Origin of the sequence: Pseudomonas sp. Fl5BN2 (genome assembly GCF_009908205.1) — a bacterium.
In the GTDB taxonomy this organism is placed as follows: domain Bacteria; phylum Pseudomonadota; class Gammaproteobacteria; order Pseudomonadales; family Pseudomonadaceae; genus Aquipseudomonas.
The window spans coordinates 236,811-247,182 of sequence record NZ_JAAARL010000011.1 but is presented as its reverse complement, the minus strand read 5'-3'; the positions used below and the strand labels follow the sequence as shown (position 1 = coordinate 247,182).

The following is a 10,372-nucleotide window of genomic DNA, read 5'->3' as shown; positions in this document are numbered from 1 at the left end:
AGAACGGGGAGCATGAAGAGGCACTGTCGTTTCACTCGGCGATTCCCAACAACCCTGACCATAGCCGGCGAGTGCTGGCCTATGACGTGGCGATTGGGGCGGGAGAGAGCGTGGATGATGTGACGTTCTATGCGTATTTGTGTCGGGTGGCGGATTGGCGGTTGGATTGGGAGAGTACGGATGGTGGAGGGTATGAGGGAAAGAGTTCGGAGCAAGACCTGCCGGATGAGGCGGTAGAGATACTTTATCGTCATGAGGAGCCCAGGAATCTTGACCTGATTGACTCGACAGCAATGTATCGCACGAATGGTGAATTGCCGGCTGCTGTAAAGGACAAAATGCCCTCCCTGGTAGCTACTCAGTCTCTGGCGGGACGCAGAGCGGGCAACCCCGTCCGCTTTGGAGGGCCCGTCTGATGCGCAGCATGCTTAGGTACTGGTCTCTCTCCGGCTTGCTACTGACCAGCCCACTGATTCAGGCCGCCGAATCCCCACTGACATCCATTCGCTGCTTTGCCAGTTCGGCCACGCCCGTGACTGCTTATAGCTCGGCCAAGAAGGCTTCCACTATGACCGTTGAAACTCGCTACCGTGCACCCACTACTTCGCCTCGCTTGGAAACTTTGGATGTGCTCAGCATCGGCATGAGCCTGGATGTATTTCGGCAGGGGCAGACCTGGCAGGCTTTGCAAGAGCAGAGTGCGAAGCAAACGGAGTCACTGCATGTCGGCAGTATCCTGCCCATGGATCCAAAGAAGTACCCGGTAACTGCCAGTGATAAGGATATGGCTTGGGATAAACGCAAGGCGGATGCCTTGGAAATGGGATTGCGAGATTTTTTGGAAAAGTGGCCGATCCCCACCATCACTGTAGTAGGTGATTGGAGCCCTGAGACGCCGAATTTACGTTTTACGCCTGAAAGAACTCGGCGCAGTTTGTCGGTCATGGTTAATAACATGCGAACACCTGCTGGGCTGCATTGGCACCGTATTCGTAATTTCTCTGATGGAGTTGTCTGTAGTAATACCTCTGAGGAGTTGCTTGAAAAGCTTTTCCTAATATTCGAGCGTAATCCAGACTTGCCGGCAATATTGGTTTATAGCGCTGAAGGTCATAACATGACTTTTGCTCTTGCAAACAAGGATAAAAATACTTGGCCAATTGGTCAGGGAAATGGTCCTCGCTTACCTGACGAACTCACCGATTCAATGGTCGCCCTGGTCATCGGCCGCCCCGAGCGTGTCGAATGGCTGCGTTACTACGCACCCTTCACCAAGATCAACAAGAACAAGATCGATCCCGAGTTCACCGGCTGGGGTTGGCGTAAACCGGCCGTGGAGTTCCAACCTTCAGAGTTCATCCCCCAGCCCTGGACCGAACGCGCCTTCGAACAATGGGACGCCTTGCCGGTCCTGGCCCAGATCCATCGCCCGGTCACCGTTTCCCTGCAGCGCCCGGACAATGGCGAACGTCTCAAGCGCGAAGCCCTGAGTGCGCAACTGGCCGCAGGTTGGAAAAAAGCCATCGACGGGATTACCCCAACACCGGCCCGGCTGTTCTACGACGGCGGTTTGAACAGCGTGCCACTGGCCGAACTGATGCCGGCGCTCACCATTGCCCATAGCGCCCTGGACCTGCTGGACTCCCGTGAAAGCTACGACCTGACCCAACGCCTGGGCGATACCGGCGCAGCCTCACCTTTCGTCGGCATTGCCTTGGCCACCATGGCCAGTTACCAGAACGCCGACACCAGCGTGGTGATGCCCCTGCGTCGCAAGGACCAGGCAACGATCATTGCGGTCACCTCACCGACGCCGGGGAAAAAACCGCTCGACAACAGGTTCGGCGTCAACCTGATGCCACAAACCGCCAGCACTGACACTAAGCAACCCGCGCCCGCAAGCAAACCGGCAGCCCCTTCATTGGCGAAATTTGAGAACGACGATTACGCAATCGAAGAATTCGTGGCCAGCCTGAAACCCAAGGGTGACTGGATGGATGATTTGTAAGCCTCGGCCCCAGCACGCCAATACCCGGACGGCAAATGCCGTCCGCTCAGGACAAACGGACAGGCATGGCCATGGATAGCATTCGATTCGGCGACTCCACCACTCAAGGCAGAACGGTGATGCGTTCGGTATTCACCTGTTTGTCCATGGCTGGTTTGCTGTTGAGCAGTGGCGTGACTCTGGCCACAGAAGATCCGCTCACGCCTATTCGCTGCTTTGCCAGCCAGGCAACGCCTGTAGCTGCTTATCCTCTTGGCAAGAAGACGTCTGACATGTCAGCTGATACCCGCTACCGAGCTCCGACCACTTCGCCTCGATTGGAAACCCTGGATGTGCTCAGCATCGGCATGAGCCTGGATGTATTTCGTCAAGGGCAGACCTGGCAGGCTTTGCAAGAGCAGAGTGCGAAGCAAACGGAGTCACTGCATGTCGGCAGTATCTTGCCCATGGACCCGAAGAAGTATCCCCAGACTGCCGATGATAAGGATATGGCCTATGACAAGCGTAAGGCGGATGCTCTGGAGCTGGGGTTGCGGGATTTTATAGAGAAGTGGCCAATCCCCACTATCACAGTGGTTCGTGGTTGGAACTCTCAAACTCCTAACTTGCGTTTTAGGCCTGAAAGAACTCAGGAGATGTTGACCAGCATGGTGAACAGTTATCGTACGGACGCGGGTTTGCATTGGCATAGAATCCGTAATGTGCAGGATGGCACTGTTTGCAATGACACTCCCGAGGGCTTGGTAGAAAACCTGTTCCAATTGTTCGAGCTCAATCCAGACCTTCCTGCTGTGCTGATTTATAACGTCGAAGGCATCAGTATGTTAGGTGCGCTATCAAGTAAGGACGTTACTCTGAGATCGCTCGGGGCCGTTGCTGGGCCGCGTCAACCTGACAAATTAACTGATGCGATGGTCGCCCTGGTCATCGGCCGCCCCGAACGCGTCGAGTGGCTGCGCTACTACGCCCCTTTTACCAAGGTCAACAAGAACAAGATCGATCCCGAGTTCACCGGCTGGGGTTGGCGTAAACCGGCCGTGGACTTTCAGTCATCGGAGTTCATCCCCCAGCCCTGGACCGAACGCGCCCTTGAGCAATGGGACGCCTTGCCGGTGCTGGCCCAGATCCATCGCCCGGTCACCGTTTCCCTGCAGCGCCCGGACAACGGCGAACGTCTCAAGCGCGAAGCCCTGAGTGCGCAACTGGCCGCAGGTTGGAAAAAAGCCATCGACGGGATTGCCCCAGCACCGGCCCGGTTGTTCTACGACGGCGGTTTGAACAGTGTGCCACTGGCCGAACTGATGCCGGCCCTCACCATTGCCCATAGCGCCCTGGACCTGCTGGACTCCCGTGAAAGCTACGACCTGACCCAGCGCTTGGGCGATACCGGAGCTGCCTCACCCTTCGTCGGCATTGCCTTGGCCACCATGGCCAGTTACCAGAACGCCGACACCAGCGTGGTGATGCCCATGCGTCGCAAGGACCAGGCAACGATCATTGCGGTTACCTCTCCGACGCCGGGTAAAAAGCCTGTCGGTAATAATCCTTTCCGGGTGACGCTGATGCCGTAAACCCTCGGCAGTAGCAGTTGCAACTCAGTAAAACCAGCTCTGTGCTTACTGCCGCATCGCAGATGCCGTTCATGGAGGACCACACGCTGGAAGCGTTTCAGGTTGAGCTGCAACTGAAACAGAATTGGCTGGATGATTTGTAAGTGTGCAAAGGAGAGGTTATGGACATCGTTCGACTTGGCGACAGTACCAGCCACGGCGGCACGGTCATTGAAGCATTCAACCAGACCGACTTGAACGGCAAGCCCATGGCGGGAGTAGGGCACAAGGTCGTGTGCCCCTTGTGCAAGGGCGTGTTTGCTATTTCAGAGGGCAGTGCCCTGTTGGATGTAGGCGGTATTGCGGTGGCGCTTGATGGGATGAAAACCGCCTGTGGCGCCAGCCTGATCGCCAGTGGTCCCAAAGGCAGCGCGGCAAGTTAGTCAGGTGAAGGATGCTTCGCGTCACCCATCAACAACTGAACGACGAGCGAGGCCAAGGGGGCTGATGAACAGGTTTCATCGCGCCATGCTTGCCTGGCTCTGTCTGTACCTGGCTGTTCTGGCTCAGGCTGCTCCGCCTCAGTTCACCGACTGTGGTGATTTTTACTGATCGTTAGGAGGCGATTTGTTCGTTGGCCCTAAGGCCCGAGCGGGAGCCCCATCCGACCGGCTTGCCAGTGGATTATCTGCTGCCTGACGGCAAGTCATCCGTTGCTCGCTATCTCTTGCACTGCACGAACCCGGGTGATCCGTTTTTGTTCGAGTCGATGCGCCAGCACGGTGTCAATGTGCTACGGGAGGCAATCTATCAGCAGGCGATTTTCCGGCGGAGTACTGAAGCATGAAGAGTCGGATGTTTATCCGGTCTCCAGCACCCTCCTGGAGTTCTGCGAAATAGAGGAGGGCGGTGTGCGGCAAGTCGAGGATCCGGCGCTGTGCCTGGCTCGAAGAAATGCTCAAGATTGCCAGTCTCGCCCCCGAGTGGATTGGCCGACCATGCAGGTTGCTGGCCAGGCAAACCTACTGTCGATGAGTAAGGACCGGGCCGGGAGTATGGGGTGGCGAGCGCAGTCGGCATTTGAATAATCTCGGGAATAATGCTGTGATTGCGCCCGTGACGCCCCCGAGTTACTGGTCTAATCCGGCAAGCAAGGCCGGCGAGCAGTCCTGCCTTTTTCAGAGATACGCCGAAATGGATAGCCAAGAAACGACAACCCGGATGTCGCTGTCGCCGCACCGCGATGACAGGCTCAAGTGCCTGGAGAGGATTGCCGCCAATACTGCGCTGGTGCTGGAGACCAACAATCTGCGCGGCGGCAGTGATGCCGTGGCGGCTTTGAACAGCCTCGAACGGCTGATCGCCCGGTTGGCCCGCCAGAGTGTGCCAGCACCAGCCTTTGCCCAGTGGGTCATTACCCACGACGGCCTCGACCTGCAGGCGCGCCAGGCGCTGTGTACGTTGGCCGGGCGGGCGCTGGACTTCGTCGAAATCGATGCGCGCACCGGCTACTACGATGCCAAGAATGTCGGCTTCGACTGTGTCGACCAGGCGCGCTGCGAGTATGTGGTTTTCGCCGATGCCGATTGCATCCCCTGTGCCCAGTGGCTGGAGCAATTGCTCGCGCCGTTCGCCCAAGCCGATGCCCCGGTGGCGGTCGCTGGGCGTACCAGTTATGCGCCAAGCGTCACCGGCAGTGCCCTGACCGCCATCGACTTCATGTATTTCCCCAGCCCGTTGCGCCACGGCGCCACGCGTAACTTTTATGCCAACAACGTGGCTTTTCGCTGTGACACGTTCGAGCAGTACCGCTATGAGCCGCTCGATGGCGTTTACCGCGCCCATTGCCAGGTCATGGGCCTGCGTCTGCAAGCCGCCGGCGTGGCGGTTGCCTATGCACCGGGCGCGCATACCGAGCATCGCCTGCCCGACAGCCATGGCGAAGTGGTCAAGCTGCGCTGGCTCCGCGGCGGCGACAGTGTCGACCTGACGCCTTACCTGGTTCGCGCCTATATGCCGGGCTGGCTGCAATGGCTCGGGCGCAGCGGGCCACTCGGGCCGTTGTGCGTGATGGTCGGGCGACTGGGCTACAGCCTGCGCGCCCTCAACCATCAAGACTTGCCGCCGCTGCGCGGACTGCGGCGCCTTGGGGCGACGGCCATCGTCATCGGCATGTCGTTGCTCGATACTGCCGGCGCGGTGGTTCGTGGCTGCGGCCTATCCGTCGGTCGCAGCAGCGCCCGGCACAGTGAAGCTCTGTCCTATCACCGCAACCTGGATTGATCCGTGTCGCGCCGCATCGTCGCACGCCAGTTGCGTGCCTACAGGAAGTTCCCATGAAAACATCTTCGTTCGCCTCGTTCGGTTACTCCATGGCGTGCCTGGCGTTGCTGGCCCTGAGTGGCCAGGCCAGCGCCGCGGCCGCCGAGTTCAGCGGCCGCGGGGTGTATCACTTCGCCTCGACCAGTGGTTGCGCTGAAGCGCTCACCCGCAGTGCCGACAGTAACTGCAACCGCATCGCCCTGGACGTGGCGGATGCTTCGGCCAGTGTCGATCCGCAAGCCCACGCCATCGTGATTGGCAGCGACGCCAACCACGGCAGCAAGACCGTGATCGGCGACGTGCTGCTACACGGCAGTGGCATCGCCGCCGATGGCCAGCGTGTGCCTCTGAGCTTGCAGGTGCTGCTGCGGCGTTCGGGCAAAGAGTGGAAGTCCGATACCTATGTGCACGCACCCGTGCGTGGCAAGTTCAGTGACATTGTCCTTGACCCTTATCAGATCAGTGTTCGCGAAGGCCACGGCGAGCGCGTGCTGTTCAGCGCCGAGCAGGCGCGCAAGGTCTTGGCGCAGCCGTCCATGGCTGCACGGGTGGCCAGCTATTTCGTCGTGGTCCGCCCCAGCGATGAGCAGAACCCTAGCGCCGATGACATCACCATCGCCCTGGGCGTTGGCCGGGTGTCGAAGGCGTTGATGCGCGCCAGCTTCACCTCGGCACAAGCGGACAATACCGAGTTGGATCAACTGCTGGCCAAGGGCACCTGGAACCTCGATCTGCAGGCCCTGAGCAGTCAGATCCCGGTGTGGGTGGTGCAGCGCCAACTGTTTGTGTTTGGCCTTGAGCACAGCCCGCTGCTGCAGGACGTGCGCCAGCGCGGTTTGAACAAGCACGACAGCCTGGAGTTGGGTGCGGTCAACGGTAAGGGTTACCTGCGTTACAACGGTCGTGAAGAGGCCTTTGCCACGGCTCCGGCCGCCGGCTCTGCGTTCATGCGCGACAGCTTCATCGGCCTGATCCTGGCCTGGCACCGTAGCTCACAGGCGGCACCGGCCTCCGTTGTGACCGACTCTACCCAGCAGCCGCGGCAATGAGTGTGAGCGAGCACCACGCGAGCGCGGTGGATTTCAGTTGCCTGAGCATGCCCAAGGCCCAGGGCCTGGGTGCCGTGCAAGCGCGCCTGGTGGACCGCATCAAGCGCGCCGCGCTGCAGCGCCTGCACCGCAGTCCGCGCGGCGAGCGGTTGTTATTGCGCATGTACCTGGCGGGCGAAGACGCCACCGAGCGCGCGTTGCTGGAGCAGTTGCTGCCGCAGTCGCCGTCCTGGCTCGAACGCCAGGTTGAACAGCACCTGGCCGATGAGCGTCGGCACGTGGCGATGTTTGCCGAGGCCTTGCAGCTCCTGGGCGATGATGGCGCAATCCGCCTGCAGCCGGACTGGCTCAGCCGGCGCAAGATCCTGCGTTGGCAACGCCTGGCACGTCGCTACGCGGCGCATTTCGAGCACGGCCTGCTGGTGCCGGCCTACGCGACGGGGCTGTGTGCCGAGCAGATGGCCGAGCGGGTATTGAGCCGCCACTGTGCGGTCATCGGCGCCGGGCATGGGCTGTATCCGTTGTTGTCACGGGTGCTGAACGATGAGAAAGCCCACGTCCGCCTGTGCGAGAACACCCTGCGGCGCATCGTGGCGCCGCATGAAACGGTGCACCTGGCCCCGTTGCTCAAGGACATTCGCCGCGTCGATGCGAGTTTTGGCGTGACCGGTGCACTGGCGATGTACCTCGCCGGCTGGGTGTTTGGCGGCCTGGGTGGCACTGCCCGATGAGTTCACGGATTCTCTACCTGGCCACGGCCGATGCGCGTGGCCACTTGATGCGCGCGCAACTGCTGGTGCATGCACTGCGTGAGGCCGGGGCACAGGTCGAGGTACTGACCACCTCGGAGCAGGGACAGCGTTTTCTCCAGCCCTTCGGCATTGAGGCCGAGTTGCTCTCGCCGCACTATGCGGTGCAGTTCGACAGCGAGCAGAACATGTTGCGCAAGGCCACCAATCGGAATGTCGCGCATTACCTGTTTCGCCCAAGCCGGATGCTGCGGGACATCCTGCGCCTGGGGCGCCGACTGCGCAGCGCCGACCTGGTGATCAATGACTCCTTCCACCCGGCGTTGCTGTACATGGGCATGCTGCCCGGTTGGCGGCGCAAGGTCGTGCATGTGTACGGGGCGAGCCTCAAGGTCGCGCTGCTGAACAATTTTGATGGCATGTGGCCGCGCCAGTTCGGGCGGCTGTTCGGCTGGATCGTCGGCCGCCAGATAGGCGCGGCGCGTGCCTGCATCGAGCATGATTTCGCCTATGAGGTCGATGATGCCAACGCCCCGGCCTTGTATCGCCTGCCCACCCCGGTGGCCTTGGCCTCCACGTTGCCGGCAGCCGCCGATGGCGCTGCGGTGTACCTCAACCCGCATTTCAGTGAGCCCAGCCTGGCCGCTGCCTTGAGCGCCGGCCTGACGGATGCCGGCCTGGCCGCGCATTTGGTGGGGGAGGGCTACGCCGGGCGCAGTGGCTGGCTTGCGGTTGATCCGCTCTGGGCCAGTCGCGCGGCGCAGGCGCAACTGCTGGTGTCGGCACCGGGCATGGCTGCACTGTCGATCGCCCAGGTCTATCGGCGACCGATCATCCTGGTCCTCAGCGATCAGCCCGAACAGGCCAGCAATGCCGCGCGCGCCGCCCAGTTGCAGCTGTTGCACCGGGTGGTGACCTGGCGCGGCGACGCCGCTGATTTTCGCCGTCAGGTGGCCCAGGCGGCGATGCAGTTGAGCGCAGTTGCCGCGCCTGAGCCCACCGGCGCGCCGGGCAGGGCGTGCGCCCAGGCGCGGATCGACGCCTGGGTCAGCCGCTTGCTCAGCCTGTGAGTGCGCCGACATTCATCCACCCGACAAGCGAGCCGCCATGGGCAAGCCCTTGCAGCACCTGACCCCGGGCCCCAATTATCGGCAGGCGCTGGTTGCGCTGCTGGGGCTGTTGCTGGGCCTGAGTATTTTCATTGGCCTGCAACGCCTGATTACGCCGCGCTACAACTGGGTCACGCCGCTGGATCAGCTGATCCCGTTCATTGCCCAGTCGTGGTGGGTGTATGTGCTGTTTTTTCCCTTGGTGCCGCTGGCGGCGGCCTACGCCAGCGCCGATGCCTTCAGGGCTTTCAGGAACGCCACCGGGATCGCTTTTGCAGTGGCGATCCTGTGTTTTTGGCTGTTTCCCGAGTTCATTCCCAGGCCGGACATCGGCTCGCTCGACAACGCCTTTGTGCAACAACGCCTGAGCCGCCTATGGCAGTTGGACCGGGCGTCCAATGGCTGCCCCAGCCTGCATGTGGCAGTGACTTGCCTGGCCTGTCGGGCACTCTGGCGTGTTCGCTACCGCTGGTTGGTCGGCCTCGGCGGCTTGCTGATCTGCCTGTCGACCCTGACCCTCAAGCAACACACGCTGATCGATGTCGCAGGCGGCGTGCTGCTGGCCCTGGCCTGCGCCCTGGCCACCCAAACACAAGGAAGCAGTGCCCGTGCCCCAGCCTAGATCTCGCGCCGGTGACAACCGGGGGTTGAATGCCTTTGTTCCCGCCGCCGAGCTGTTTGCCCTCAAACCCTGGATCAGCCTGCTGGCGCTGCTGGCCGACTGGATCTTGATCGCCGCCGCGTTCACCTGTGCCGCGCTCTGGCCGCATCCCGTGACCTACCTGTTGGCGGCACTGATCATTGCCCGCAGCCAGTTGGCGCTGGCGGTGATCATGCATGAGAGCGCCCATGGCGTGCTGCTGCACTCGCAGAAGCTCAATGACCTGGTCGGCCAATGGTGTGCCGCAGGCCCACTGTTTCTGTCGCTGCAAACCTACCGTGCCGGGCACCTGAAGCATCATCGCCACCCCATGGAGCATGACGACCCGGTGGTCGGGGTGTTTGGCCTGGGGGATTACCCGCTGCCCCGGGGCAAGCTGGCCACCCGGCTACTGGCGGACTTGTGTGGCGTGGGCTACTTCATCAGCGCTTTCAGGTTCGCCCGGGGCGACTATCGCGCAATCATGCCCAGGGTCGATAAAACCCGTGGCCAGGTGCTGGGGGAAGTCTTGTCGATGGTGGCTGGCAACGGATTGCTGTTCGGCCTGCTGAGCTGGAGCGGGCACCCCTGGTTCTACCTGGGGTTGTGGCTGCTGCCGGCGATCACCCTGCTGCCGCTGCTGGGCCGGGTGCGGGCAATCATGGAGCACGCCGGCATGCCTGTCAGCGCAGACCAGAGCCAGAATGCCCGCAGCATTGTGCGGGCGAACTGGCAGACCTTTGTGTTCGGCCCGCACGCCATCCACTACCACATCGAGCACCACCTCTATGTGCGCATGCCGTTCTACCACTTGCGCAGCGTGCATGAGCAATTGGCGGCCCGGCAGTTGCTGCCAGCCGCCAATCTCTACAACGGCTACGTTGGGGTACTGCGGGACGTTAGTTACCCGACGCGCAAAGCGCCCGCAGCCTGACGTCGGCCCGG

At 61.4% G+C, this 10,372-nt stretch carries 9 protein-coding genes and 1 pseudogene; all 10 read left to right on the top strand.

What is annotated here, in order from left to right; translation table 11 throughout:
* Nucleotides 1-416: effector protein Tle3 domain-containing protein (locus GV819_RS17620; RefSeq protein WP_161757324.1), on the top strand; the 416-nt coding region annotated here is incomplete at its 5' end.
* Nucleotides 416-2,008, top strand: a complete 1,593-nt coding sequence (locus tag GV819_RS17615; RefSeq protein WP_161757323.1) for a type VI lipase adapter Tla3 domain-containing protein — start codon at nucleotides 416-418, stop codon at nucleotides 2,006-2,008. The genes GV819_RS17620 and GV819_RS17615, both read left to right, overlap by 1 nt.
* 119 nt (nucleotides 2,009-2,127) lie before the next feature.
* A pseudogene (locus GV819_RS17610) lies at nucleotides 2,128-3,722 on the top strand (type VI lipase adapter Tla3 domain-containing protein).
* An 18-nt stretch (nucleotides 3,723-3,740) separates the two neighbouring features.
* Nucleotides 3,741-4,001, top strand: coding sequence for a PAAR domain-containing protein (locus GV819_RS17605; RefSeq protein ID WP_161757322.1), 261 nt, complete (start codon nucleotides 3,741-3,743; stop codon nucleotides 3,999-4,001).
* Nucleotides 4,002-4,779: 778 nt separating this feature from the next.
* Entirely contained in the window at nucleotides 4,780-5,841 is a 1,062-nt protein-coding gene (locus tag GV819_RS17600; RefSeq protein ID WP_161757321.1) for a glycosyltransferase, read from the top strand.
* A 53-nt stretch (nucleotides 5,842-5,894) separates the two neighbouring features.
* Nucleotides 5,895-6,929: a hypothetical protein gene (locus GV819_RS17595; RefSeq protein WP_161757320.1), complete on the top strand. Its 1,035-nt coding sequence runs from the start codon at nucleotides 5,895-5,897 to the stop codon at nucleotides 6,927-6,929.
* A complete protein-coding gene (locus GV819_RS17590; protein ID WP_161757319.1) occupies nucleotides 6,926-7,660 on the top strand; it encodes a diiron oxygenase in 735 nt (244 codons plus the stop codon). The genes GV819_RS17595 and GV819_RS17590 overlap by 4 nt, the downstream gene beginning before the upstream one ends.
* Nucleotides 7,657-8,748 carry a glycosyltransferase family 1 protein gene (locus tag GV819_RS17585; RefSeq protein WP_161757318.1) on the top strand — a complete coding sequence of 364 codons (1,092 nt, stop codon included), beginning with the start codon at nucleotides 7,657-7,659 and terminating at the stop codon, nucleotides 8,746-8,748. The genes GV819_RS17590 and GV819_RS17585 overlap by 4 nt, the downstream gene beginning before the upstream one ends.
* A 37-nt stretch (nucleotides 8,749-8,785) precedes the next feature.
* Nucleotides 8,786-9,409, top strand: coding sequence for a phosphatase PAP2 family protein (locus GV819_RS17580; protein ID WP_161757317.1), 624 nt, complete (start codon nucleotides 8,786-8,788; stop codon nucleotides 9,407-9,409).
* Nucleotides 9,396-10,361, top strand: coding sequence for a fatty acid desaturase family protein (locus GV819_RS17575; protein WP_161757316.1), 966 nt, complete (start codon nucleotides 9,396-9,398; stop codon nucleotides 10,359-10,361). Before GV819_RS17580 ends, GV819_RS17575 begins: the two co-directional genes overlap by 14 nt.
* Nucleotides 10,362-10,372 lie beyond the last annotated feature (11 nt).

What these genes read in the sequence shown, in the direction of transcription:
- GV819_RS17615 (WP_161757323.1), top strand. Translation starts at nt 416, where the DNA reads ATGCGCAGCATGCTTAGGTACTGGTCTCTCTCCGGCTTGCTACTGACC.
- GV819_RS17605 (WP_161757322.1), top strand. Translation starts at nt 3,741, where the DNA reads ATGGACATCGTTCGACTTGGCGACAGTACCAGCCACGGCGGCACGGTC.
- GV819_RS17600 (WP_161757321.1), top strand. Translation starts at nt 4,780, where the DNA reads ATGTCGCTGTCGCCGCACCGCGATGACAGGCTCAAGTGCCTGGAGAGG.
- GV819_RS17595 (WP_161757320.1), top strand. Translation starts at nt 5,895, where the DNA reads ATGAAAACATCTTCGTTCGCCTCGTTCGGTTACTCCATGGCGTGCCTG.
- GV819_RS17590 (WP_161757319.1), top strand. Translation starts at nt 6,926, where the DNA reads ATGAGTGTGAGCGAGCACCACGCGAGCGCGGTGGATTTCAGTTGCCTG.
- GV819_RS17585 (WP_161757318.1), top strand. Translation starts at nt 7,657, where the DNA reads ATGAGTTCACGGATTCTCTACCTGGCCACGGCCGATGCGCGTGGCCAC.
- GV819_RS17580 (WP_161757317.1), top strand. Translation starts at nt 8,786, where the DNA reads ATGGGCAAGCCCTTGCAGCACCTGACCCCGGGCCCCAATTATCGGCAG.